This is a genomic window from uncultured Methanobrevibacter sp. (assembly GCF_902788255.1).
In the GTDB taxonomy this organism is placed as follows: domain Archaea; phylum Methanobacteriota; class Methanobacteria; order Methanobacteriales; family Methanobacteriaceae; genus Methanocatella.
In genome coordinates this window covers 1-24,217 of the sequence record NZ_CADAJR010000003.1, presented here as the reverse complement: position 1 = coordinate 24,217, position 24,217 = coordinate 1, and the positions used below count along the sequence as shown (strand labels likewise).

The window sequence follows — 24,217 nt, the reverse complement described above, 5'->3', positions numbered from 1 at the left end:
AAGAAAAAGTGTAAGAGAAAGTTAATTTCTCTTATCGTTTAATTTTAATAGTTGATTTTGCTTGTTTAGCTGTAACATACTTGTTAGCGGATGTTACGACAACTTTATGTGTACCAACTTTTAACTTATTGACATTAAGTTTGGCGATACCTTTTGTGTTTGTTTTTAAAGTGTAAGTTTTAGCCTTTTTACCGGTGTAAACTTTAACTTTAATTTTGACTCCTGTAATAACTTTTTTAGTCTTTTTATTTTTAACTGTTACTTGGAAGTACTTTTTAGCACCTTTTTTAGCAGTTAATTTTTTAGGAACTAATTTTGCTGGAGCTTTTTTGATTACAATTTTGCTTGTAACTTGTTTAGCATTGAAGTTTTTGGAGTCTGCACCGCTAACTACAACTTTGTAGCTACCTGGTTTTAATGTGTCAAGTAATAATTTGATTTGACCGTTCATACCGGTGTTACCTTTGTAGTTGTAGTATCTGTTTTTGGAAACAAAAATCTTGATGTTAAGTTTAGCATCATAGATTGCTTTATTGTTTTTAGTGTTAGTCAATTTGACAGTTAAGTATTTGTCGTCTTTGTAGTATGCGGTAACTTTTTTAGCAGTGATTTTTGCACTAGCCTTTTTAACTGTAATAGTTTTGGTAACTTGACTTGCTTGATATCTGGTATCTGCTGAGTTAATAACAATTTTATGTTTACCTACAGCTAATGATGCACTAAATGAAACTTGACCTTTTTTGTTGGTCTGGAACAGGTAATCATTGTATTTTGTAGAGGTAGTGTAAAGTCTTACAAGCAAGTACATTCCATTTACAGCTTTACCGTTCTTATCCTTAACTGTAATAGTTGAGGTGGTTCCAGTATTGAAATAAACACTAACGTTTTTAGCATTGATGACTACAGGAATCTTTTTGAGTGTGAATTTTCCTGAACCACTTGCTTTTTTTAGGTTAGTGTCATTTGTTTTAAAGTTCATTTGGTAAGTTCCGGTTGGCAATCCGCTTACACCAAGTTGGATTGTACCGTTTTCATTAGTCATCTGATTAGGATTGGATAAAGTAGCGCCAGTAATATTAAGGAATATGGTTACTCCTGCAAGTGCTTTACCAGTTTTTGCATTGGTTACTTTAATTGTAACTTTTTTATCAGTTCCGTAGTATTCGTTAAATGCTTCAAGTTCAAGTTTTACGTCAACCATGTTGATTGTAAGGGTGGTTTTGTTTGAACCATTAAGAGCACCTGATCCGGTTACTGTAGCAACATAGGTTCCAACAGGTGGGAAAATGCTAGAACTTATAACTAATCCAGGATAGAAGTTTTGGTTTGCTAAAGTTACAATACCATTTTCATCACTGGTTAATGAGGTTGTGGTACCTATATTGTATCCTCCACTTGATGTACGGGTGATGAAATAGATTTGTGTTCCATTTTTGGTCATTGATATGCTGACTGTTTTTTTGGATAATACTAAAGCTTCATCATCAATATCAACTAACTTAAATGTGAAGTTACCATCCTGATAGTCATTGGTTACAGTGACTGGAACAATCTCTATATTGTAGATTCTGTTTAGGGTAACATTAACTTCAGTTTGATTATATCTGATAGTTAATGTTGCGGTAGTGAAGTTACCGTTTTCAAGAGTGAATGTTAATGTTCCGTTTGTATATTCGAATTTAGTAATGGTAATGTTTTTAGTAACATTTCCATCTTTGTATGTAACAGTTAAGTTCAAATCATTTTTGGTAATGTCAATAGGCACAGTACCATTAATAATGTTTATTTTGATTTCTCCTTTTTTAGTGGAGTTAATGGTAGTAGTTTTAGTTGCATTAATTCCATAAACGGTCAATGCAATGATTTTTTCAGAAGTTGCAATGCTTTCGGTTCCGATATATTGAACGGTTAAGTTGTAAACTCCGAAATTATATTTGTCGGTTAATGTAACAACTGAACCGTTGCATGTGAATTTAACCTCTTTGCCGTTGTTCAGGATTTTAATGTTTTTATCACTAACAGTTATTTCAGTACCGTTAGCCGCTGTTACGTTTACTGTAAAGTTAATTACTTCACCGGTTCCCACATTAATGGTATCTGGAATTACGATAGTTTCACTGCCCACTTTAAGAATGGTTTTACCGGTTAAATTATTTTCAGCACTGTATTTGATATCAACATATGCTGTATCGAATTTTTTATCTACTTTAAACTTAATTGTTTGTTTGTCACTTTCAAGGATAATATTACTAACAGGAACAGTTATGTTTGATGTTTTGTTTTCAAATTTATAGAATAATGTAACAGTTAAATTAGTTAAGTTTACATTAACTGGATCTGCACCGTCACTAAGATTTATGGTAATCTCAGTATAATTATCAGAACCAACGCTTGCAGTTTCCTGAGGTTTCATTGTCTTATTGCCGCTTACTTTCATAGTTAGGGTTGCGTTGGATGCAGCATAAGTTGAATTACCTTTATATAAGATTACTATGTTGTGCACTCCCACAGCTAAGTTGAGAGTAAGGTTTTTATTGGCACTATTATATGTAAAGCTAGTAGTTTCTTTTCCATTATCAAAGACTTTTAAATCATTTTTAGTTATTGTTAAGTTATTATTTTGACCGTAGAGGATTGTGATACTGATGCTTTTAATCTCTTCGGATGTGTATTTTTCTTTGGTTTGCTTATATTTGACTTCAGTACTAACTTTGATGTCAACAGTTTTAGGTTCGGTTGCATTAGTATAGTTTATAATTAATCTTGCGTCTCTTAATGTAACTGGTGCAGTGAATTTGATTGTTTTATTGTTTATAATATCAAATTGGTCACGACCTATAGTTTGATTGGTTACATTTCCGTTTTCATCGGTATATACTAATGTTAGATTGAAATTATCTTTGACCAAGTCAATGTATTCGGCCTGATCGAATACTTTAACTGGAATTTCAATATTCTTTCCATCGCAAACAACACTGGTTTCGGTTTCGATAGTGTTGTTTCCATATATTTTTACAGCGATAACTTTGCTTGAATTAATGTAATTTTCACTGCCTAAGTAATTGATTGTAAGATTGTAAATTCCATAAGGCAATGCTTCTGTAATTTTCATGATGGTTCCTGTATAGTCAAATGCAATACTTTTGTTTCCATTCATTACGGATAAATTATCTTTATTTACACTAATTGGATTTGAAGAGTTATCTTTAACTTTTACTTCCAAAGTTTTGTTTGAATCCTGTTTAAACTTATATTCGTCATTAGTTTCAACAGTTGTATTTATTTTTTCTTGAGCTGTCTCATCGGGTACGTTCTCATCAGTATCACTGAGGACAACGTCTTTTCCGTCATCAGCCGTTTGAACATCAACGTTATCGGTGACATTCTCACTAGCACAGACGGATCCGATGCTTATTAATAGAAATATGGCTATTCCTATCAATATGTAAGAATTTTTTAATTTCATAGTTTATTGTCCTCCTTTTTTGAAAACCATATTTTTATAAAAAATCTGATAAATGATTTTCAGTATTAAAATATTGAATTTTTTTACATTTAAAGGTTTGTTATTTTCATATTTTTTTTACTTATTTCAGTATTAATATTGCTTTAAACTTGTAAAACTGTACAAAAAATCATTATTGAAATTGAAAAAATTAATCATAATCAAATTTTCATATACATGTCATGTTTAAAAACAGTGTGGTTGGATTGTTACTTTCATAAATATTAAAGTAACCTTGATTAAATAAGTAGGTTACTGTGAGTAATAAAAAATATGATGTCTAAAATCAATTAAATTAATGGGTGGTTTGGGTGAAAAAATAGAAATTGTGAGTTATGAAAATAACTCAACTAGTTTTCAACATATGAATCTATGTCAATATCCAAATCGTCACAGATTCCTTTTAATTGTTCATATAATTTTTCATCGATTGCAACACCGTTTTCTTCAGCTTCAGCAATCCTTTTAACCTCAAGGTCTCCTGGAATAGCAACGGTTTCACCGGTAGCCCTTACCTGTGATACAAAGTCTTCGGTATGTGCCTTGAAATCTTCAAAGTCTCCGAATTTGGATGGGTCGATTACAACATACAAATCTCCTTTGGTACAGTCTTTGGTAGGTGAAGCGGTTCCGGTTACTCCATGACCGTAGCCTGCCTGTACTAGCGGTCCGGTTAGGATTTCAATAAGTAGGGATAATGCATATCCTTTAAATCCACCAAATGGTAAGATGGATCCTTCAAGTGCTGCTTCAGGGTCGTTTGTTGGTTTTCCATCTTTATCTAATGCCCATCCGTCTGGTAAATCAAGTCCTTTTCTTTTTGATTCGATGATTTTACCACGTGCGGTTACGGATGTTGCCATGTCGACAGTAATGTATGTGTCGGATGGAATTCCTAATGCAACAGGGTTTGTTCCAATTAATGCTTCTTTACCTCCTAATGGTGCAATTGCAGGGTCGGTATTTGCCAGAACAAGTCCGATACAATTTTCCCTTAATGCTAAATCGGAATAAAATCCGGTTACTCCAAAGTGATTGGTATTGTGAACTCCTACACATGCAATACCTACTTCTTTAGCTTTTTTGATTGCTATTTGCATTGCCTTATAGGATACTGCCTGGCCGAATCCACTGTTACCGTTAATCAATGCGATTGCAGGGGTTTCCTTTTCGATAGTTATGTTATCTTCCAAGTTGATGGTTCCTGCTTTGATACTAATTAGGTATTGTGGGAATCTTCCAAGTCCATGTGATGTAAATCCTTTTAAATCTGCATCTAATGTTGCTTCTGCAACTAATTCTTGGTCCTCTTCACTAGCTCCTAACTTTGCTAAAATTTCCTTTACAAGAGCTAACTCTTTATCTTTCATTATCTTCATTTACACACCTCTATTAGTATTCAATTTGAGATCCTTCAAAAGCGGTAACGGTGATTTTTTCATCATCTGTTACTTTACCAATGATTTGACATTCACAATAATCTTTTAAAGTGCTCATGATTTTATCTGCTTCTGATTCCTCACAGATAACAACAAAACCGACACCCATATTGAAAACCTTATACATTTCCTTGATGTCAACATTTTGTTCATAAATAAGTTTGAAAATTTCAGGGACTTCCGGAAGGTTATTGATTTCGTACCCTACGCCTTTTTTAAGACGTCTGAGGTTTGTGAAACCTCCTCCTGTAATGTGGGCAAGTCCATTGATATTATATTCTTTTTCAAATAGTGCAACTATAGGTTTAACGTATAATTCGGTAGGACGAATTAACTCCTCACCGATTGTGGTTTCACCGTTTGGCATCTTATCGTCAACAGTAAGTCCTGCATCTTCAAATATTGCCTTTCTGGCCAGACTGTATCCGTTGGAATGAATTCCGTTACTGTTGATACCTATTAAAACATTTCCAGGTTCGATATTTTCGCCGGTAATGATTTTATCAACATCTACAAATCCGATACCTGTTCCTGCAAGGTCAAAGTCCTTGATAATTCCAGGTAATGATGCGGTTTCTCCACCGATGATTGCAATTTTTGATTCGTTTGCTCCTTTAACCAATCCTTCAGCTATTTCAGCTGCTCTTTCAGGGTCTGGTTTTTCAACAGCAAGGTAATCAACCAGTGCTATAGGTTCGGCTCCGACACATAATATGTCGTTTACAACCATTGCAATACAGTCAATACCTACAGTATCGTATTTGTTCATCATTTCAGCAATTAAAATCTTACTTCCAACACCATCAGTACTCATTGCAATGGCTTTGTCGCCTAAACGCACTAAAGCTGCATAGTGACCACTGTCGGTAATAATATCTCTACATTCTAATGTTGATTTGAGTTTATCAGCTAGTGCAGAAACAGTGACTGCTTCTAAATCAATGTCAACACCGGATTCTGAATAAGTTGCCATAATTACACCGTTTTTAAAAATAAATTAATGTTGCGGTATTACACAACATTTCATACATAATGATTTTTGTATTAATTAATATATTAATGTATTCTTACACAATCTAAATTAATTGGAGTTTTGGTCTCAATCTTATAACTTCTATGGATTGATGAAGCCAAGTCGACTGCCTTATATGGGTCTCCATGACATGTGATGACCTTTTCAGGTCTTGGATTGAGTCTTTTAACATATTCCATTAATTGTCTTCTGTTGGAGTGACCACTGAATCCATTAATTGTTTTAACCTGCATTTTGACGTGGAACTGTTTGGTTCTTCCGTCATCATCTTCAAGAGGAATTTCCTTCCATCCTTTTTGAACCCTTCTTCCCATGGATCCTTCGGATTGGTATCCTACAAATATGATGGTGTTTCTTTCATCTTCACATAACCATTTGAAGTATTCGACAGAGTTTCCGCCGGTCAGCATACCTGAGGTTGACAGTATGATTGCAGGCTGTTTTGATTCAACGATGTCCTTTCTTTGGTCGTGGTTTTGTACCTTTTCAAACATTTCTGAGATGAATGGGTTTCTTCCCATATGGAATATTTGGTCTCTTAAGTCTTTGCTTAAGTATTCAGGCCTTGCAGTGTGGATTGCGGTAGCTTCCCAAATCATTCCGTCTATGTAGATTGGTACCTCTTCAATCATGCCGTGTCTCATATATTCTTCAAGCACTACCATCAGTTCCTGTGCCCTTCCCACAGCAAATACAGGAACAAGGACTTTTCCTCCACGTTTAAGTGTTTTGTAGATGGTTTTCATCATTTCTTTTTCGGCATTGTTTCTTGAAGGTTGAACATCTTCCTTTCCACCGTAGGTACTTTCCATAATCACGGTTTCTGCACGTGGGAAACGAATTGTTGCAGGTTCAAGTAATCTTGACGGTTCATATTTGAAGTCTCCGGTATATACTAAATTGTGGGCTCCGTCTCCAATGTGCATGTGGGAGATTGCTGAACCTAGGATGTGTCCTGCATTGTGTAAGGTTAATCTGATGTCCGGTGAGATGTCTGTTACTTCACCGTAATCAAGTGTGATGGTATTTTTGATTGCCTGTTTAACGTGTTTGGATGTAAATGGTAAAGGATTTCCTTCACGATGAGCAATATCCAAGTGGTCAAACTGCAATAGGGTTGTTAAATCCCTGGTTGGAGTTGTACAGTAAACCGGTCCATCATATCCGTAATGGAAAAGGTAAGGTACAAATCCGCAATGATCTAAGTGAGCGTGAGAAATAATGACTGCATCCAATTCTTCGATTGAAAATTCTGGAGCATTCAAATAAGGGAATGCATTTTTATTGTCTGATGCAGCAACGTTAACACCACAGTCTAATAATACACGACTGTTAGGGGTTTGCAACAACATTGATGAACGTCCTACTTCCTTGAATCCTCCCATTGAAGTAACTCTTGCCCAGTCATTAGGGTATTTGCTTCCCTGGTGGATTTGACGTCCGAGACGTTGTAATAATTTTTTCCTATCTTTGCTGCTATTCTTTTGAATAGTTCTAATTTTTCCAATAATGTCTGAACTGATAGGTGGAGTTCTTAAGATTTTTGGTGCCCAACCAGTATTTTTGACGATATTTCTTGAGGTAACACCGTATTTTCCAATAACGAGTCCTGGCTTTTTGGCGGTTATGACAACCTCACCAGTTACGGTATCAAAGTAAATATCAGTAATTTCAGCTCCTTCCGGAACAATTTCGTGAATTTTATTAATTGTTGGTTCTGGTTCAAGTAAAGCACTTTTGTCAGATCTGATAATTATTCTTTTTCTAAGTTCTTTTGCAAGTGATCTTATTAAATCACCGTTTTCAGTAATAATTTCCGGATTTTTTGTGTAAACCACCACTTCAGGCCCTTCAAATTCTACTTTTGAAACCTGAATTTCATCTGGTAGCTTGCCTAAAATCTCTTTTTTAACATCCTCTAAAATATCTGAAGTCATATAATCCCTTCAAAAAAAGTTTGTGTAGGAATATAGTTTATGAAAGCTGTTTAAGCTTGTAAATTAGTTAATCTTCATAAACTATCTACACGGTTATATAAAAAAATAGTTAGTTATGAAAAATTAGCTTACTTATATTTTTCCAAGAATCTCATTAATTTTTTCATTATCTAACATTTCAAAGCCGTCTTTAGTAACCTTTGCGACTAAATATCCGTTACCGGAGTAAGTGTCACGTTCAGCTGCGGCTCTAATAGCTCTTATGGCTATTTCAAGTCCTTCGTCAGTTGTTAAGTCATCTCTAAATCTGTCTTCAAGAACACCGTATGCAACGATGGAACCTGATCCGGTTGAGATGTAAGTATCTTCAATCATACCACCTGCTGGGTCGAGTGAGTATAGAGATGGTTTGTCTCCGTCCATTCCACCAAGTAATGTTTGAACATACATTGGTCCGGAACGTAGGATGTTTGCAGTTAATGAAGCAGCCGCTTTGACGCTGATTTTATCGTTGTTTCTCATTTCGTATAAGGAAACTTCCGCTTCGATAACTTTCATTAAACTTTGAGCATCTCCAACAGAACCAGCTATGGTTGTTACAATATGATCATTAATTTTAAATATTTTTTCTGCAACTTTATGAGCTACAAGGTTTCCCATACTAGCTCTTCTTTCGCTTGCAAATACAACTCCATCTTCACAAGTAATTCCGACGGTGGTTGTACCTTCTAGTATTTTATCATCCATTTAAATACACCTCATATAAGTATTTAAAATATCTTATTTCAACTACTCATAGGTTAATTTAACAAAATATAAACTAATCTAGTAGATTAATTTTATTTAAAATCAGAATCAATAATTAGTATTAACTAACAATAGTAATATTAGATATTGGCATATATAAACTTTTCTTATAGGTGTGTTATGAAATATAAAAAAATTGGGGATATTCTAATAATTGATAATAATTGTCAGGATACGGATTTTGAAGGCATGTCAAGAAAGCATAATGTTAAAACCATAATGAAGATTGACCATATTCAGGGAACCAAAAGGGAACCTGTTTATAAAATTCTATATGGTGAGGAAACCGAAACTGTAAACAAGGAAAACGGATGCCTTTTCAAACTTGATTTGGCCAAGGTAATGTGGTCAAAGGGCAACAACAATGAACGCTTAAGAATAGCAAAACTTGTTCGGGATGGTGAAAGGGTAATTGACATGTTTGCAGGCATCGGCTATTTTTCCATACCTATAGGTGTTCATGCCAATGCCTCAGAGGTTATCTCAATCGAGATTAATCCTAATTCCTACCATTACCTTTGTGAAAATATCAGGTTAAACAAGTTGGATAATATAACTCCGGTTTTAGGGGACTGCATGATTGAAACTCCCAAGTATCGTGCAGACCGTATACTGATGGGTTATGTCAAAACCACTCACCATTATCTCAAGGTCGCCATAGACAGTCTCAACGAGGGTGGAATTCTGCATTATCATGAAACCGTTCCCGAAAAACTAATCGACACAAGACCCCTCGAGAGAATCAAGTCCGTTGCACAAAATCGTGATGTTGAACTTTTAAAAATAAATAGAATTAAAAAATACTCTCCGGGCGTTTGGCATGTGGTTATTGATGCCCGGATATATTAGATATATGTTCTATAAGGTTATCATTAAGCCATTCGCTGTTGATGTATTTGTCATAAACGCATAATCTTTCAATCAGCTTGAAACCTGCATCTTCAGTTAATTTCTGAAGCTCATTAATTCCCGGCCAAGGGGATGTGATGTTTACATAATCTGGACTGACTGGTGATACTCCGCCCCAATCGTCGGCACCACAGAGAAGAAATATTTGGGCGGTATCGTTGTTTAGGTTTGGAGGGACCTGAATGCTTACATCAGTATCCTTAAAGAGCAGGGTTCCTGCAATCACTGTCCTTATCATATCCAGAAAACTAGGTTCTGGCCAGTCCTGCATTTCAATGCCAGGTATTGGTGTGAAATTTTGAATGATGACTTCCTGAATGTGCCCATATGAATCATACAGGTCACGGATGGCAAGAAGTGATTCTGCAATTTCCTCTTTTGTCTCACCAATTCCAATCAGAATTCCGGTGGTGTATGGAATCTTAAGCTTTCCTGCATTTTCTATTGTTTTAAGTCTTAAAATCGGATTTTTTCCGGGACTCTTGTTGTGTGCCGGCAGTTCCATCAGTCTTGATGATGAGTTTTCAAGCATCAATCCCATTGAGGCATTGACTTCCTTTAATCTTTTCAGGTCATCAAATGAATAGTTTCCACCATTTGTATGTGGCAGCAGGGATGTTTCATCCAGTGTCATCTGACAGATGTCAACAACATAGTCAATCATTTTTTCATAGCCGTATTCCTTAAGTTTTAGCTGAACGGCCATTTCTTCATCTGCATCTTCTCCAAAAGTGAAAAGGGCTTCCTTGCACCCGAACCTTTCAGCCTCTTTTAGACTTTCCAGTATTTCGTCCTTATTTTTAAGGATAATGGCTTCGGGGTCATCAGGATTCTTTTTAAAATTGCAGTATCCGCAATCGTTTCTGCAGATTTCAGTCAATGGTATAAAAATATTTTTAGAATAAGTAATAAGATGATTCTCTCGGTATTTGACGGTTTCTGCCATATAGCTTATAATCTCGCTATCTTGGGCAGTCAATACCTTGAGAATATCTTCTTTGGTTAATTTTGATGTCATGCTTAATCGTCATGTTCTGAAACGGTAACTTCCACATATAATGGAGGTATCTCGTTTTTGTCTTCCCAGATTGCAATAATAACATCGAATTTAGGAACTTCAAACACTTTATATGCAACAACAAGGCCCATTGATTCCAGTTCCTCTTTCATCCTAATGAATCCTTTGCTGTCCACACTGTTGGTTGACACTTCACTTCGTTTAATGTTTTTATCACCGATTTCCAGGATTTTTGAAATTTTTTCGGAAGTTGCATCCAGTTCCTTTCCGCCTAGGATTTCTCCGATTTCCAATAGTTTGGATTCAAATTCATCTAATGGCAGAACTTTTCTGGATCTTCCTCTGACAATAAGTATTCTTTCATTATCTATTGCAGGTCTTGATCCTTTAAATGAATTAAAAAATCCCATTACTTCTCCTGCAATTTCATAAGTTTTTTTCATTAAAGTCATCCCTAGATATTTAATTCTTCTTTTAACTCACCAAGTGTAGTGACCTTTTCAGCATATGCGTTGTGTCTGTGGATACTTTCTTGATTTTCTTGGCGTGCTGTAATTAATGTATCGTCTGGGAAGTCGGAATATTTTTTTACAATTTTTTCCATCATGTTCCTGACGCAGTCTTCAACGAATACAGGTTTTCTGTGTGCATTCATTACGGTTGCATTTTCATCAGGTCTTTTAAGTAATTCACATACAGGTGAACTCATTGAAGTTTCAATGATTTCAATCAAGTCTTCAGCTTTAACGCTTTTGTCTTCTGGAACTTCGATTAAGAGTGTTCCTATTCCTCTTTGATTGTGAGAAGCAAATGTCACGGTATCTAAAACTTTTTGTGTAGTTTCTTCATCAAGGAATTCTAATAATTTTAATTTATCGGATTCCCTTACGGATTCCTGTGCACATGGACAAACGGTCATTCCAATAAGTTCCGCACCTATGCTTTTTCTGATAGTCACGTTACCGTCATCATCTCTAAGTCCAATTGCTTTTGCTTTCAATTGGGCCATTTCCTGAGTTTTATTTTTGGTAACTGGTGATTCTTTCATGAACATAAAATCGGTTGTCATTGAGATTTCAACACGTCTTGCATATTCGTGCTTGGTCATCATTTTGTCAACGATTTTTGCACATAATGATTCAACATCTACGGTAGAGTCTTTAGCTACAGTTTCGAGGACTTCACTAATGGCTTCCGGGTTTCTAGACATATGAACTCCTTTTTGATCACTTGGTAAATCTACAAATGCATCAAAAGAAGGTAGTAAAATTATAGGTCTTTTATTTTTTCTTTCTAGTTGTAATAATTTTTTTACTCCGGTGACACCCACTCTGGTTAATTTTATGGGCACACTTGGAGTGTCGTCTTGAGTATCGGGTAAGCAAACTGCCAATTTAATAACCTCGTTTTAATAATTAAATATTATTAATATTGTATTTTTTCATTTATATACTTAAATGATTATTTGACAGTTTTGTAAGGTCAATATAACATTGTAATATTTATTATATATTTAAGTATAAAATATACACTTTGATAAAAAATAAGAAATAAAAAAGTAGTTTGAACTACTTTTGAAAAAAAAGTTATAATATGTTGGAAGATCCCATGTCTTCTTTAATAACATCAAGAACAGTTTGAGTATATGTCCTTTCTATAATTGGGTCTTTTAATAATTCTTTAATGAATGCGTTTAATTCATTGGTGTTTCTGAATTTTGCAATTAAAAATGCATCATATTCTCCAGTCACATCATAAATTCCAACAACATTTTTATTGAAGAAAGTTTTTTCTTCCCAATTTTTTAGTTTTCCGCCTTTTACTCTAACTCCGATGATTGTAGTTAAAACAAAACCTAATTTTTCATGGTCAATTACTGGAGAGAATTTTTTGATTACTCCAGATTTTACCATCTTATCAATACGATTGTGAACGGTTCCTACAGACACATCCAAACTGCGTGAAATTTGTCTGTAAGATGTTCTTACATCTTCATTGATAATTTTAAGGATGTTAATATCAGTATCATCAAGTTTGACGACATTATCTTTAGTCTTTACCATTTGAAAACTCCTTAATTATATTTTTAAATTTTAGTTAATTGATATTATTAACTATATGCTATATAGTAAGGTTTTCATATTATATAAAAGTTGTTGTATTTTTGATATTTTTTTTTAAAATTTTTTGCATATTGTACTAATTGTAATTTTTACTTGCCATAATTTTTAAAAAATTTGATTAAATATTGCCAATGCAACTTATTTTTTATGTTTTTTTATAAATTTTTGTTATAACAGTGTAATACTTTTAATTTTCATTTAATTTTTCCAAAATTTTTTTAATATCCTCGATGCCTGCATCACTTTTAATGCCAATTGGATTGAAATGGGTTCTTATAGCTTTAAATCCATTATTTTCAAGTTCATTTAAAATTAAGTCAAATTTTGGTGCACTGACTTTTAAAGATTTGCATATGCTGTGAACATCATAAAAGCTTACAGGGGCATCAGCTTCAACAAGACATTTGTTCAATAACTTTAAAGCTTCCTTTTCAGTATTTATCTTTTTATTTTCAGCTTCATCAATCATTTTTTGAATAAATTCGCCATCCTGAATACTTCCGAGCCACAGAGGTCCGGCATGGGTTAAATTTTCACCGCAAACAGGACATATTTCATCAATTGGACTGGCCAAACCATGGCTTGTCTGTCTGTGCAGGCAGTGTTTGCAGTGACTTATATATCCTAAATTTTTTAAAGATTCATCTGTTCTTTTTGAACCCTTTTTAATTTCTAGGTATAATCTCATATAATGTTCAGTACTGTGTGACATTTTCACTTCAATGTACTTTGCATACTTTGAAAGTGTAAGTGCAACAAAACCTGCCAAAATTCTGATACCGTTTTCATGGCAGTATTCACTTTTGTAAGGTTTGGAATTGTATTTGCGAATGCATGGCTCCTCATAGGTTCCGCACAATGCTGAGGTGTCGGTTGCAGTAACGCATAAAAGTGAATTTCTACGAGCGCAATATCCTGCTGAATCTAAAAATGGAGAAGGGGTTCCAAAAGAATCAATATCAATCACGTCAAATTCACCACGTTTCATCCTTAAGAACATGCTTGCGTCATGCTGATACACTTCAACATCACTCAAACCATTCAATTCAATGTTGTGGCGTTCATAATGATTGGCGGTTTCACTAATGTCATTTATGGCAACTTCGCCGACACCATCGATTTCGTTTTTATATCTTACTCCACGAATTCCGCTTCCTCCGAACAAGTCGCAGATATTGATTTCACGGTCCTCTTGTTTTTGGAAAACCTGGATTGCAAGAATAGACAGGTCCCTATTCATTTCCATATGGGGATTATAAAAAACCGGTGCGGCGGATGAAACCTTTTCAAATTCCGGAAATTCAATTTTTGTCAATCCTTCTTCTATAGTTTTTATTTTATATTCTTCCATTACTTCTCACTCGTAGTTTTTCTTAATAACTAATATTTTAAATATTATTAGATTTAAATATTATAGTATAATAATCTATTTGGTGATAAATGTGTCAGATATTAAAGTTCCTATTGCAAAACCATTAATTGGTGATGAAGAAATAGAAAATGTAGTTGAAGTTTTAAAATCCGGTATGATTGCTCAAGGACCTAAAGTTGAAGAGTTTGAACAAAAATTTGCTGAATGGGTTGGAGCAAAATACGGTATTGCCGTAAACTCAGGTACTGCTGCATTGCATACAGCACTTCTTGCATGCGGTATCGGTGAAGGCGATGAGGTAATCACAACTCCATTCACTTTCATTGCAAGTGGGAATTCTATCGTTTATACTGGTGCAAAACCGGTATTTGCAGATATTGATTTAAAAACTTACACTTTAAACCCTGACTCAATTGAAGATTTGATAACTGAAAATACCAAGGCTATTTTACCTGTTCAGCTATACGGCCAATCAGCTGACATGGACAGAATTAATGAAATTGCTGAAAAATACGGTTTGATCGTTATCGAAGATGCCGCACAGGCTCATGGTGCAACCTACAAAGGTCAAAAGGTTGGAAGTATGGGTGACATGGCATGCTTCAGTTTTTATCCAACCAAAAACATGACAACTTCCGAAGGTGGAATAATAACCACCGATGATGAGGATTTGGCCGAACAAGCAAAAATATTCCGTGCACATGGGGCAAGCGTCAGATATCATCATGATGCAATAGGATACAACTTTAGAATGACTGATATCGCAGCAGCGATAGGTCTTGCACAAATGGATAAAATAGACGGATTCAATGACAAAAGAATAGAAAATGCGGCTTACTTGAACGAAGGATTGAAGGATGTTGACGGAGTCATTACTCCTTACTGTGCTGACGGTTCAAAACATGTATATCACCAATACACAATCCGTGTTGAAAAAGGAGACCGTGATGATTGGGTTGACATAATCAATGAGTGCGGTGTTGGAACAGGAATTCATTATCCTATTCCGTTATATAATCAGCCAATCTATAAAATTCTCGGATTTGAAGGGGATTGTCCAAATGCAGAACTTGCAGCAGACAATGTGATTTCCCTACCTGTTCATCCTAATTTAACAAAAGAAGATTTGGATTTAGTTATTGAAGCTGTAAAAACTGCTTCTAACGAGTTAGATTAAATTCTAACTCATTCTAACATTTTTTCAACCGTATCCACTTTCGCATCCAAAGTTCTGTTTTCCAGATCTCTTCTGTCATCTACTTTTATAACTGTATAGACCCTGCCAACACCAACGTCAAACACTGCCTCCTGGGCTTTGGCTATGGCAGCATACAATTCTGTTAGATTTTCTGCTTCAATCTGTGTTCCCATACCTGTCAACTGGTAACTCAGACCGGAATCCTTTATTGACTGTACGGCTGCGGTTACATAGTCTTTACATTCTGTAGTTTCTGTACCTACTGGCAATATTGCAAAATCACAAGTAATCATAATTTTCACCTAAGAAAATTATTTATTTATTATTGTATAAATTAATTTAGTAATGGTGAAATTAAACAAAGATGAATTCAATGAAAAGATTTTTACAAGAATCAATAATCTGATTGATGATTATCAATTAATTAAGGAAGGTGAATTGATAGCCGTTGCATTGTCCGGTGGTAAGGACAGTGTACTGACATTGCATGCACTGAAAAATTATCAAAAATACCTTGATTTTGATTTGGTTGCCATCAGTGTTGATGAGGGTATTGAAGGCTACAGGCAACACGGTATTGATTCTGCCATTAAAAATGCAAAGGACTTGGATATTGAGCTTGTTCAAAAATCATTCAAGTCCGAAGAGGGTTTTGCATTGGATGATATCTATTCTAATTTTAAAAGCGCATGCATCCCATGTGGGGTGTTTAGGCGTAACATTTTAAATAAAACTGCCTATGAACTTGGTGCGGTTAAGATTGCAACCGGACATAATTTGGATGATGAGATTCAGTCATTCTTAATGAGCTTTGCACGTGGAGATACTATCAAATTCTCCAAATTTGGGCCTGAACTTGATGTTATTCATCCGAAACTCGTTCCAAGAATAAAGCCGTTGTGGAACACTCCCGAAAAGGAAGTCGGCATGTGGGCTGTAATTAATGATATTGACATACATCTAGATGAGTGTCCTTATTCCCATTTGTCACTTAGGGCAAAAATCAAGGAGTTTTTAAATGTCAGTGAAGATCAGCATCCCGGTGTCAAGGTTAATGTGATGGAGTCATTCAAACAGATTTTGAATTTTGAAAATGATATAAACACAAACCTTAACGAATGTGAAGTCTGTGGTGAGCCGACTTCATCTAATATCTGTAAGGCTTGTGAGTTAAAAGATTTAATTTCTAAGGATTGCGAATGCCATATACGCAATGAATAGTATTATTAATATAATACCTTCTTTTTTATCATATTTTTCTTGGGTTTTACCAAATATGAAGCATAATACTGTTACTGCTACCATAAATAGTACATCTATTAACATGCTTGAGTCGAGAGGTATTCGACTTATTGCACTACTTGCCCCAAGTACGAATAATATGTTGAATATGTTGGAACCAACTACATTACCTATAACCAATTGATTTTCACCTTTTCTTAAAGCGGTAATTGAGGTAACAAGTTCAGGTAATGATGTACCGATTGCAACAATGGTCAAACCAACAAGGGTTTCACTCATTCCAAGGGCGATTGCTATTGCTGAGGCACTGTCAACTACCAAATCCCCACCTATTATGATTCCTGCAAGTCCCACAAGAATGAAGATTATACTTTTAGGTGTTGTCAATTTTGGCTTTTCAACATAATTTGCATCACTGGACTTTTTAGCATCTTTAATAAGGTAGACTACATAAATCACTAAGAGTGCGAGTAAGATGATTCCTTCAATGGCTGAGATGTCCCATCCTATTACAAGAAATATTGCCCATAATACGGTAATTCCAACAAGGAAAGGCAAGTCCTTATTTAAAACACTTTTTTCCATTAATAAATTACTCATCAATGCAGCTATACCGATTACCATCAGCATATTGAAGAGGTTACTTCCAACAACGTTACTGACAGCCATTGCATTGTTGCCCACTATTGATGAAGTAATTGATACTGCAGCTTCGGGAGCACTTGTTCCGAATGCAACAATTGTCAAACCAACAATGATTGTAGGTATCTTAAGAATTGCCGCAATGCTACTTGCTCCATCAACAAAAAAGTCGGATCCTTTTATTAAAAATACGAATCCCACAAGCAGTAATACAATTTGAATTATTATTCCTGCGTCCATTTTTTATTCCTCTATTATCACTGGTTCTTCTGGACCCAAATCGGTCACGAGAACTTTGTCGATTTGGTGTCCGTCAATATCGATTATTTCAAAGATAAATCTTCCACATTCGTATTTGTCTTCTTCATCAGGTATTGTACCGCTTAGGCTTAAGATAAATCCTGCAAGTGTGGTGTAATTGTCTTCTTCTTCATCAGGTAATTTATCTTTGAATTCAAATAGTTCTTTGAATTTATCAATTGGATATCTTCCATCTATTAACCAGCTTCCATCTAATCTTTGAGTTGCTTTAGGTTCATCTTCCTCATCAATTCCAGGAATGTCTCCAACAATACCTTCAAGTAAATCGTTTAAAGTGATTAACCCTTCGACGCTACCGAATTCGTCAACAACAAGTGACATGTGTACATATTCCTGGTTTTCCTTAAATTCCTTAAGCAGTTCCAAAGTTTCAAGGTGTTCTGAAACTACCAATGGTTCTTTGACAATTTTATGAATGTCAAATTCATCATCGTTAAATAGTGCTGCAAGAATATCCTTGGCCTGAACAACACCTATGAAATCATCTAATTCACCACTGGCAATTGGAAATATTGACCTTTTACTTTCAATGATTTTAATCTTGTTGATGTCCCTTTCATCTTCAAGGTCAATCCAAATGATTTCATTACGGGGGGTCATGATGCTTTCGACTTTTTGGTCATCGAGCTTGAAAACCCTTTTGATGATGTCTTCTTCCTCTTGTTCGATAGTTCCATCTTCTCTTCCTTCCTTAATCATAAGTTCGATTTCCTCTTCAGTAACAGCATCATCTGTTCTGCGATCAATTCTCATTAACCATAAAAGGAAACTGCTTGATTTTGCAAGAATGAAACTTATAGGTCTTGAAATTATTGAGAGAATTTCCATATATTTTGCAACTTGAAGGGATATTCTTTCAGGGTCATTTAATGCAATGACCTTTGGCACGATTTCGCCGATAACCAGTGTTAGGTATGTACTTATTATAACAACCACAATTAAGCTAATAGGTTCACTATAAGGGATAAATGAAATTAGCTTTGCAAGAGGTTCGGCCAGTGTGGCCCCACCAAATGCACCAGTTAAAACTGCGGTAAGAGAAATTCCAATTTGTACAGTTGATAAAAATTCGTTAGGGTCTTCACCTAATTTCATTACGATTTCAGCTTTTTTATTTCCTTCATCAAGATATTTTTGCATTTTCGATTTTCTAACGGAAACAACGGCAAGTTCCGCCATAGATAAGTATCCGTTGATAAATATTAAAATTAATATAATAATTATTTTGAGTATCGTTCCAATCATTTTTGACAAACCATTAAAACTAATTACAAATCACTGGCTCTCATAAAGCCTGTGTTTTTGTATATTTTATCCTGCATTTGCTGTACTGCAAGAGAGGCTTCCTCTCTGGTTGCTACTTTTTGAAAAATACGTCTTGATTTAACTTTCAATGTCTTTCCACAAACACATTTGCGTGTAGCAACGCCTTCCTTGGCGTATAATGCCCTTCCACAGTCACAACGAAATATAAGATACATGATAATTTTTCCATTTAAAATTAATAGTAATTATAAATATTATAAATATGATTATATAAAAGTATTCTATCCTCCGAATATTCTCATGAATAATGGTATGAATACTTGGGAAGGTAAGATAACTAAAGTTGCAATGCTGACTCCTAAATTGGTTCCAATTACCACAAGGAGTATTCTGAATATGTTGTTTTGCCATAAGTCCCTAAAACTTTCTATTTTTGTCAGATTTTTAATGTCACTTGGTCTGACTTTTCTGAATTTTGCTTCACACAGTCCTGAAAACCATCCTGCAGCAAGCAGGGGGTGAATGATGGTCAGGGGCGCAACTATTCCTCCAACGATTGCAGATATGAGTTTGGAACCGGAAAGGATTGATCCGATAAATCCCATAATCATACTGATTATAATGAATTCAAAGATGTTTCCTGTAATGTTTATCCCGCTAAAATATGCCAGAAAAAATATCACAACAAACAGTAATGGAATCAGACCCAATAATATTTTTGCCCATGGAATACCTTTCTTATCATTGATTATTTCCAAATCTCTTAGATTAGGCAATGTCTCCGGATTGTCAAGATAATTTTCGATACCTGGCTTGTGGCCCGCACCTACGACCGCAATCACATGATCCTGTGGGATTCTTAAAATGCTTCCTGCGAGATATGCATCCCTTTCATGAACCAAAACTTCATGAACACTTGGAGCCTCATCCTTGAACATGTCCATCAAGTCATCAAGGTTTTCCGGATTTTTCAGCTCTTCAACGTCAATATCTTCCTCATCATCCAATCCGAAAACGGAAGCTATTAAACCAAATATGAATTTTGCCTTTTCAACAAATCCCATTTTGTTCAAGGCTCTTTGCAGGGTTATGTTCACATCTCTGTCAATGAGTGCAATTGGTATTCCCAAATCTTCGCTGGCTTCAATTGCACCAATCATTTCAGAACCCGGCGCAACATCAAGGTCCGCTCCAATTTTTGATTGAAAGTAACTAAGTAATGTGCTTGTGAAGAATAATCCAACCTTATTTTCCTTGATGATGTTGGTTACGGATATGGGGTCATCTCTTTCAATGCCCATCATCTGCTCTTTCAGTCTTGTGTATCGGCCTCTGTCAAGCTCGATTGCAACAACATCCGGTTGATATTCGTATATGGCATCCTTTACTTCGTCCACACTTTCCTGTGAAACGTGAGCAGTACCTATTATTTTTAAACATTCCCTTTTCAAAAAAACACATCTTTAAAATTGTTCTAATAATATTAATGAAATCTAGATATATAAAGTTAATTCATTTTTATCATATCTGGCTACATTTTCACTTATGTTTTTCATCATGCAAAGTCTGACGTCCTCCTCGTAGTCAAGTTCAATTAGCCTTTTGGCAGTTCTGGATGTTAAAAAAGCATCTTTTACCAGTTCATAGTCTCTGCTTGCCAAAATTGCGGACTTTGCGTATTCGCTCAGTTCATATTCATCCAGATTTTGACAAATCCAGTATAGTATTTCGCCTGAAGCCAGAAAGTCCTCGATTGCAAACTTTCCGTTTACTCCGGCCATAACCACATCAATATGGCTTTCAGCCAATTGAATGCTTTTTAGGCCAACCGCCTTTGCATTGACCATGGAACCCACCAATACTTTTGAGTCCATGTTTTCGAGTATTCTTGTTCCATTGTTTGTTGTTAGTATGAGCGTGTCATGTGAACTTTCATAATCCTTAATTCCGCAAGGGCTGTTTCCAATGTCAAATCCTTCAATTTGCTTTCCGCCACGTTCGCCTGCTAAAACTCCTCCTGTTTTTTCTTTTAAATCGAAGGCTTCTTCAGGGGTAAAGCATGGAATTATCCTTTTGAATTTATTTAAGGCCAATGTTATTGTGGAACTGGCCCTTAGGGCATCAACCATAATGGAAACGTCACTGCTTGCAGTATCTTCAAAACTCAATGTAACTTTCATGAAGTAATTTATATTGAATGATACTATATAATATTATTATGAAAATCGTCACAACACCAATGTGTGAAGAGATCGTAAAATGTGCGGGCATAACCGATTATGTGATAAACAAGTTTCCACAAACAGAAGATGGGGATTTGGCCATACTTTTATCTGAAAGCAAGGTGGACATGCCTGCACTTAGGGTAAAAATCAACACTCCTTCACAAATTTTTAAAAGCATAAAGCAGGTTTCCAAGCTGACATCCCATGAATTGGATGATGGGGATATAATTTCATATTTCGATGATTTTGAAATTTGTAAAAAATACCTGAATTCCGATTTTAAAAGGGGAATTAATGTAAAGGTTTATTCCGAATTCCTGAAGGACATAGTTTTGGATATGGGATTTGATATAGTGGTTGAAAACTTCCAATATGTGATTTATCCAGATTATTTAAAAGATAAGGTTACAGAAACCGATAATCTGGTTGAGATTCCATCACACAATGAAGTTTCAAAAAATCCATTTAAAAAGGCAGAACTGAGATATTCGATTTTAGAAAATTTAATATAAGATATGAATTAAAAATTATTATATTATATAATTGCATTTTTAGAGAGTTGTTAAAATGTATGAAACATTATTATTTACTGGTGGAGTTCACAAAAGTGAAGAGATAAGAGAATTGATTGAAGATTTGGGAGGATTCATTCTTCAAGATAGTGTTCAACAGATGGAATTGGTATTGAATATGGCCGTTCCAATGGAAGATGTTGACAAAATCGAAGAAAAATCTAAAGAATTGCTGGCAAAACTATCCGTTGCTCCAATGGCCGGTTCTGAAATTGCAATCGTCTCTCCTACTCTTGCAAGACATCACTTGCCTCATGCTGCATGTGACATTTCTGAATACTTGCGTGAATTCGGTGCAAAGGATAACATGATAGGTCTTGCTCGTGGAGACGGTAAAGGAACCTCCGGAATTACCGAGGAAGAAAAAGACTTGATTGAAGAGCATGACATTGCTATTTTTGTATTGGGCAGTTTTGAAAATTGTATTAAAGAAAAATCATTCCTTTATGATAATATTGATATACCTGTAATTGTCACAGGTGCACCTGAAATAGATGTTAACGAACTTCCAGGAGCAGATGCATATGTAGGGGGCCTTGGTAGAATTCCAAGAAGACTCAGAAGGGGTCCGGATATACGTGCATTGGATAAGTTAGTTGAAACCATTGAACAAATTTTAAGTGATAGAAAACGTGAAATGGCTCTAGATTCACCACTGGTTCCATCCATTGTTGTTAAAAATGCAATTGAAAATCAAATTAGAGAAATTAAGGATGTTATCTCTCCAACTCCGGTAACTTCACAATTGGATGGTGTTCGTGTAAAACTGAATTATGATACCTATGCAGAAGATATAGGTAATGTGGTGATTGACGGTAAAAAATTATCTGAGATTTCCGAGATTAAAAAATCAAAAATGTATGATTATATATTGGTTAAAATTAATAGTGAGAGTTCTCTTGTCGAGGATTCAAACTAATCTTTTCTTTTTTTTAAATTCTTCTCATACCAAAGAAGTTGATTGCATCCACCAAATCGTTGAACTCTTCAAGTTCTCTTTCTATGACATTCTCATCGGTCATGTCAATGCTTAGTTCCCCATCAACACTTAATGTATCCGGGCCACGGCCTATGATTCTATCAACACCATCTGCACTCAAAATTCTTTCCGCATCCAGCTGATGGACAAATGACCTGCCTGGCAATATCACTGCATCCTTGATTTCGGATAAGTCCAGTTTTTCCAAATCTTCTTTTGTTATCAGACATGCTATTTCCTTTTCGCATGCAACAACATTGACGCTGTCAGCTTCAATTTTTTTGAATATTTTGGAAATGAATGGCTCGGCTATTTTTGAGGTTATGATTGTAGCCTCTCCGGTAACAGGTTTGATGAATTGCAGGAAGACTTCATTTTCATCTTTTGCTATTGCAAATGGGCCGCCGGTTTCAGGATCGCACAATGGTGTTCCGCTGACTCTGAATTTATACTCGGAGTTAATCTGTCTGACAAGTTCTGCAAAATCCTCTACGGGCTGTGATTCAATTCCTTTTATAATCGGTTCATTGCCTAAAATCAACCCTTCATTGAATGTGTTTGCAAATCTCATCAAAAGCATTCCCTTTGCACCCCATTCCTCTAGGGAATTACAGGTTTGCCTTAAAACATCTCCGTCATTGACTCCTGGGATGATTACTGATGCTCCGGTCAAATCAATATTTTCACAAAATATCTGGCATGCCTTCAGGCCCTCGTCAGGGTTCGGATCTTTTACCCATTCCCTTCGAAGTTGAGGGTCGGTTGAAAAAACAGTAAATGAGACCTCCTTAACTCCGTTATTTATCAATCTTGTAGCCATGTTTGAATCGTTTATACCTTTGCCGCATGTGTATCCCAGTACTGATGAGATTGAAAACTGATTTAAGTTGGCAGTTAGTGTTTCCAGGTGTGGATAACAGCTGATATCTCCTCCACCACTGATATATGCACTCACTTCACCTTGTGGCATTCCCATCATTAAAGCGGTTTGCACTTCGTTTATCACTTCAAATGGGGCTTTAAAGGCACCTTGTGATTCAGCAACTCCTTTACTGCATCTTTCACAACCAATTTTGTTTGGTAAACAGTGTGCACAGCCAAAGGTCTTAACTTCCTTTACCTTTCTAAAGTAACAGTATTTGCAAAAACCGTTACAATCTCTTCCAGGTATTCCTCCAACATCTGCTACAACTTGCATAATATTTAATATTTTATTTCATTTTATTTATAATTCAGCATATTTTTTTTAGAATTTTTTTGTATTACTTTTAGTATTATTTATTACTTGGAACCTCAAAAGTAATAATTTAATTTTTTCCTTTAATCTTAAATATTATTCTTAAATTTTGAGTATATAAAAAAAGATTAGAATTTTAGGTATTAAATATGATTTAAAATGATTTAATTAAATTATATCTATTTTAATAAATTTTTAGGTTAATAAAAAAGTATTACTTTTGACAGCATTTTTCTTAAATAAAAAATGTTTTATTATACTTTATAAACTTTTCTAAAATATTTCATAGGTAATCTTTATATTATATCTTTGATAAAATAAAATTTGTATACCATATGGCTGGCTATTGCAAAAAACTTGCTTTGTAGCTCAACTCAATTTGGTGAAAAAAT

The 24,217-nt window shown here is 35.1% G+C and carries 22 protein-coding genes; 5 read left to right on the top strand and 17 right to left on the bottom strand.

Annotated features, from left to right (window positions below; genetic code table 11):
• Positions 1 to 31 precede the first annotated feature (31 nt).
• The 5 genes from QZV03_RS01205 to psmB all read right to left on the bottom strand — a co-directional run bounded on the left by QZV03_RS01205 (position 32) and on the right by psmB (position 8,661).
• The gene (locus tag QZV03_RS01205) at positions 32 to 3,466 is read right to left on the bottom strand and encodes a hypothetical protein (RefSeq protein WP_296873886.1); all 3,435 of its coding nucleotides are present in this window, start codon (positions 3,464 to 3,466) and stop codon (positions 32 to 34) included.
• Between the two features lie 389 nt (positions 3,467 to 3,855).
• Positions 3,856 to 4,884, bottom strand: a complete 1,029-nt coding sequence (gene comC, locus QZV03_RS01200; protein ID WP_296873885.1) for an L-sulfolactate dehydrogenase — start codon at positions 4,882 to 4,884, stop codon at positions 3,856 to 3,858.
• Between the two features lie 13 nt (positions 4,885 to 4,897).
• Positions 4,898 to 5,917 (bottom strand): phosphoribosylformylglycinamidine cyclo-ligase, encoded by a 1,020-nt coding sequence (gene purM, locus QZV03_RS01195; protein ID WP_296873884.1) that lies wholly within the window; start codon positions 5,915 to 5,917, stop codon positions 4,898 to 4,900.
• A gap of 83 nt (positions 5,918 to 6,000) precedes the next feature.
• Positions 6,001 to 7,914 (bottom strand): beta-CASP ribonuclease aCPSF1, encoded by a 1,914-nt coding sequence (locus QZV03_RS01190; RefSeq protein ID WP_296873883.1) that lies wholly within the window; start codon positions 7,912 to 7,914, stop codon positions 6,001 to 6,003.
• A gap of 132 nt (positions 7,915 to 8,046) precedes the next feature.
• Positions 8,047 to 8,661 carry an archaeal proteasome endopeptidase complex subunit beta gene (gene psmB, locus QZV03_RS01185; protein ID WP_296873882.1) on the bottom strand — a complete coding sequence of 205 codons (615 nt, stop codon included), beginning with the start codon at positions 8,659 to 8,661 and terminating at the stop codon, positions 8,047 to 8,049.
• A gap of 180 nt (positions 8,662 to 8,841) precedes the next feature.
• Between psmB and QZV03_RS01180 the strand changes: the two genes are divergently transcribed.
• Positions 8,842 to 9,570: a class I SAM-dependent methyltransferase family protein gene (locus tag QZV03_RS01180; protein WP_296873881.1), complete on the top strand. Its 729-nt coding sequence runs from the start codon at positions 8,842 to 8,844 to the stop codon at positions 9,568 to 9,570.
• On the opposite strand, the gene cofG is transcribed toward QZV03_RS01180, so the two are convergent.
• The 5 genes from cofG to QZV03_RS01155 all read right to left on the bottom strand — a co-directional run bounded on the left by cofG (position 9,548) and on the right by QZV03_RS01155 (position 14,122).
• Complete coding sequence (cofG, locus tag QZV03_RS01175) at positions 9,548 to 10,648, bottom strand: 7,8-didemethyl-8-hydroxy-5-deazariboflavin synthase subunit CofG (protein ID WP_296873880.1); 1,101 nt, start codon at positions 10,646 to 10,648, stop codon at positions 9,548 to 9,550. The genes QZV03_RS01180 and cofG overlap by 23 nt on opposite strands.
• A gap of 2 nt (positions 10,649 to 10,650) precedes the next feature.
• Positions 10,651 to 11,091, bottom strand: coding sequence for a DUF2120 family protein (locus QZV03_RS01170; RefSeq protein ID WP_296873879.1), 441 nt, complete (start codon positions 11,089 to 11,091; stop codon positions 10,651 to 10,653).
• 11 nt (positions 11,092 to 11,102) lie between these two features.
• A complete protein-coding gene (mptA, locus tag QZV03_RS01165) occupies positions 11,103 to 12,041 on the bottom strand; it encodes a GTP cyclohydrolase MptA (protein ID WP_296873878.1) in 939 nt (312 codons plus the stop codon).
• A gap of 193 nt (positions 12,042 to 12,234) precedes the next feature.
• Positions 12,235 to 12,711 (bottom strand): Lrp/AsnC family transcriptional regulator, encoded by a 477-nt coding sequence (locus QZV03_RS01160; protein ID WP_292807033.1) that lies wholly within the window; start codon positions 12,709 to 12,711, stop codon positions 12,235 to 12,237.
• Positions 12,712 to 12,958: 247 nt separating this feature from the next.
• Entirely contained in the window at positions 12,959 to 14,122 is a 1,164-nt protein-coding gene (locus tag QZV03_RS01155) for a tRNA (guanine(10)-N(2))-dimethyltransferase (protein ID WP_296873877.1), read from the bottom strand.
• A 91-nt stretch (positions 14,123 to 14,213) separates the two neighbouring features.
• Here QZV03_RS01155 and QZV03_RS01150 point away from each other — a divergent pair, with 91 nt between their 5' ends.
• Positions 14,214 to 15,320 carry a DegT/DnrJ/EryC1/StrS aminotransferase family protein gene (locus QZV03_RS01150; protein ID WP_296873876.1) on the top strand — a complete coding sequence of 369 codons (1,107 nt, stop codon included), beginning with the start codon at positions 14,214 to 14,216 and terminating at the stop codon, positions 15,318 to 15,320.
• A gap of 8 nt (positions 15,321 to 15,328) precedes the next feature.
• Here the strand turns inward: QZV03_RS01150 and QZV03_RS01145 are convergent, their stop codons facing one another.
• A complete protein-coding gene (locus tag QZV03_RS01145) occupies positions 15,329 to 15,634 on the bottom strand; it encodes an MTH1187 family thiamine-binding protein (RefSeq protein ID WP_296873875.1) in 306 nt (101 codons plus the stop codon).
• A 52-nt stretch (positions 15,635 to 15,686) separates the two neighbouring features.
• Between QZV03_RS01145 and QZV03_RS01140 the strand changes: the two genes are divergently transcribed.
• The gene (locus QZV03_RS01140; protein WP_296873874.1) at positions 15,687 to 16,562 is read left to right on the top strand and encodes a TIGR00269 family protein; all 876 of its coding nucleotides are present in this window, start codon (positions 15,687 to 15,689) and stop codon (positions 16,560 to 16,562) included.
• Here the strand turns inward: QZV03_RS01140 and QZV03_RS01135 are convergent.
• The 5 genes from QZV03_RS01135 to comB form a co-directional block, all read right to left on the bottom strand.
• Entirely contained in the window at positions 16,521 to 17,465 is a 945-nt protein-coding gene (locus tag QZV03_RS01135; RefSeq protein WP_296873873.1) for a calcium/sodium antiporter, read from the bottom strand. The two genes, QZV03_RS01140 and QZV03_RS01135, sit on opposite strands and share 42 nt — an antisense overlap.
• A gap of 3 nt (positions 17,466 to 17,468) precedes the next feature.
• On the bottom strand, positions 17,469 to 18,791 hold the full coding sequence (locus QZV03_RS01130) for a hemolysin family protein (protein WP_296873872.1): 1,323 nt from the start codon (positions 18,789 to 18,791) through the stop codon (positions 17,469 to 17,471).
• Between the two features lie 23 nt (positions 18,792 to 18,814).
• Positions 18,815 to 19,027 (bottom strand): DUF1922 domain-containing protein, encoded by a 213-nt coding sequence (locus QZV03_RS01125; protein WP_296873871.1) that lies wholly within the window; start codon positions 19,025 to 19,027, stop codon positions 18,815 to 18,817.
• Between the two features lie 66 nt (positions 19,028 to 19,093).
• Positions 19,094 to 20,263 (bottom strand): TraB/GumN family protein, encoded by a 1,170-nt coding sequence (locus tag QZV03_RS01120; protein ID WP_296873870.1) that lies wholly within the window; start codon positions 20,261 to 20,263, stop codon positions 19,094 to 19,096.
• 42 nt (positions 20,264 to 20,305) lie between these two features.
• Positions 20,306 to 20,992 carry a 2-phosphosulfolactate phosphatase gene (gene comB, locus QZV03_RS01115; protein ID WP_296873869.1) on the bottom strand — a complete coding sequence of 229 codons (687 nt, stop codon included), beginning with the start codon at positions 20,990 to 20,992 and terminating at the stop codon, positions 20,306 to 20,308.
• 38 nt (positions 20,993 to 21,030) lie between these two features.
• Here comB and QZV03_RS01110 point away from each other — a divergent pair, with 38 nt between their 5' ends.
• Both QZV03_RS01110 and QZV03_RS01105 read left to right on the top strand, forming a co-directional pair.
• Entirely contained in the window at positions 21,031 to 21,549 is a 519-nt protein-coding gene (locus tag QZV03_RS01110; protein WP_296873868.1) for a hypothetical protein, read from the top strand.
• A 55-nt stretch (positions 21,550 to 21,604) separates the two neighbouring features.
• On the top strand, positions 21,605 to 22,528 hold the full coding sequence (locus tag QZV03_RS01105; RefSeq protein WP_296873867.1) for a methanogenesis marker 7 protein: 924 nt from the start codon (positions 21,605 to 21,607) through the stop codon (positions 22,526 to 22,528).
• A gap of 13 nt (positions 22,529 to 22,541) precedes the next feature.
• Here the strand turns inward: QZV03_RS01105 and mmp10 are convergent, their stop codons facing one another.
• Positions 22,542 to 23,786, bottom strand: coding sequence for a methyl coenzyme M reductase-arginine methyltransferase Mmp10 (mmp10, locus tag QZV03_RS01100; protein ID WP_296873866.1), 1,245 nt, complete (start codon positions 23,784 to 23,786; stop codon positions 22,542 to 22,544).
• Between the last annotated feature and the right edge of the window lie 431 nt (positions 23,787 to 24,217).

Coding starts and splice junctions, on each gene's coding strand:
- QZV03_RS01110 (WP_296873868.1), top strand. CDS start 21,031: ATGAAAATCGTCACAACACCAATGTGTGAAGAGATCGTAAAATGTGCG.
- mmp10 (WP_296873866.1), bottom strand. CDS start 23,786: ATGCAAGTTGTAGCAGATGTTGGAGGAATACCTGGAAGAGATTGTAAC.
- QZV03_RS01180 (WP_296873881.1), top strand. CDS start 8,842: ATGAAATATAAAAAAATTGGGGATATTCTAATAATTGATAATAATTGT.
- cofG (WP_296873880.1), bottom strand. CDS start 10,648: ATGACATCAAAATTAACCAAAGAAGATATTCTCAAGGTATTGACTGCC.
- QZV03_RS01130 (WP_296873872.1), bottom strand. CDS start 18,791: ATGATTGGAACGATACTCAAAATAATTATTATATTAATTTTAATATTT.
- QZV03_RS01160 (WP_292807033.1), bottom strand. CDS start 12,711: ATGGTAAAGACTAAAGATAATGTCGTCAAACTTGATGATACTGATATT.
- QZV03_RS01155 (WP_296873877.1), bottom strand. CDS start 14,122: ATGGAAGAATATAAAATAAAAACTATAGAAGAAGGATTGACAAAAATT.
- QZV03_RS01190 (WP_296873883.1), bottom strand. CDS start 7,914: ATGACTTCAGATATTTTAGAGGATGTTAAAAAAGAGATTTTAGGCAAG.
- psmB (WP_296873882.1), bottom strand. CDS start 8,661: ATGGATGATAAAATACTAGAAGGTACAACCACCGTCGGAATTACTTGT.
- QZV03_RS01135 (WP_296873873.1), bottom strand. CDS start 17,465: ATGGACGCAGGAATAATAATTCAAATTGTATTACTGCTTGTGGGATTC.
- purM (WP_296873884.1), bottom strand. CDS start 5,917: ATGGCAACTTATTCAGAATCCGGTGTTGACATTGATTTAGAAGCAGTC.
- comB (WP_296873869.1), bottom strand. CDS start 20,992: ATGAAAGTTACATTGAGTTTTGAAGATACTGCAAGCAGTGACGTTTCC.
- QZV03_RS01205 (WP_296873886.1), bottom strand. CDS start 3,466: ATGAAATTAAAAAATTCTTACATATTGATAGGAATAGCCATATTTCTA.
- QZV03_RS01140 (WP_296873874.1), top strand. CDS start 15,687: ATGGTGAAATTAAACAAAGATGAATTCAATGAAAAGATTTTTACAAGA.
- comC (WP_296873885.1), bottom strand. CDS start 4,884: ATGAAGATAATGAAAGATAAAGAGTTAGCTCTTGTAAAGGAAATTTTA.
- QZV03_RS01125 (WP_296873871.1), bottom strand. CDS start 19,027: ATGTATCTTATATTTCGTTGTGACTGTGGAAGGGCATTATACGCCAAG.
- QZV03_RS01145 (WP_296873875.1), bottom strand. CDS start 15,634: ATGATTACTTGTGATTTTGCAATATTGCCAGTAGGTACAGAAACTACA.
- QZV03_RS01170 (WP_296873879.1), bottom strand. CDS start 11,091: ATGAAAAAAACTTATGAAATTGCAGGAGAAGTAATGGGATTTTTTAAT.
- QZV03_RS01105 (WP_296873867.1), top strand. CDS start 21,605: ATGTATGAAACATTATTATTTACTGGTGGAGTTCACAAAAGTGAAGAG.